The 284-nt window shown below is 54.6% G+C and carries 1 rRNA gene; it reads left to right on the forward strand.

Annotation, left to right across the window (positions count from 1 at the left end):
• Nucleotides 1-284 (forward strand): 16S ribosomal RNA (locus ACSG5Z_RS32035); the annotation flags it as partial.

Consider the following 284-nt stretch of genomic DNA (forward strand, 5'->3'; position numbering starts at 1 on the left):
GTGGAATTCCATGTGTAGCGGTGAAATGCGTAGAGATATGGAGGAACACCCGTGGCGAAGGCGACTTTCTGGTCTGTAACTGACACTGAGGCGCGAAAGCGTGGGGAGCAAACAGGATTAGATACCCTGGTAGTCCACGCCGTAAACGATGAGTGCTAAGTGTTAGAGGGTTTCCGCCCTTTAGTGCTGAAGTTAACGCATTAAGCACTCCGCCGGGGGAGTACGGCCGCAAGGCTGAAACTCAAAGGAATTGACGGGGGCCCGCACAAGCGGTGGAGCATGTG

It is taken from the genome of Bacillus pretiosus (assembly GCF_051294775.1).
Lineage (GTDB): Bacteria > Bacillota > Bacilli > Bacillales > Bacillaceae_G > Bacillus_A > Bacillus_A wiedmannii.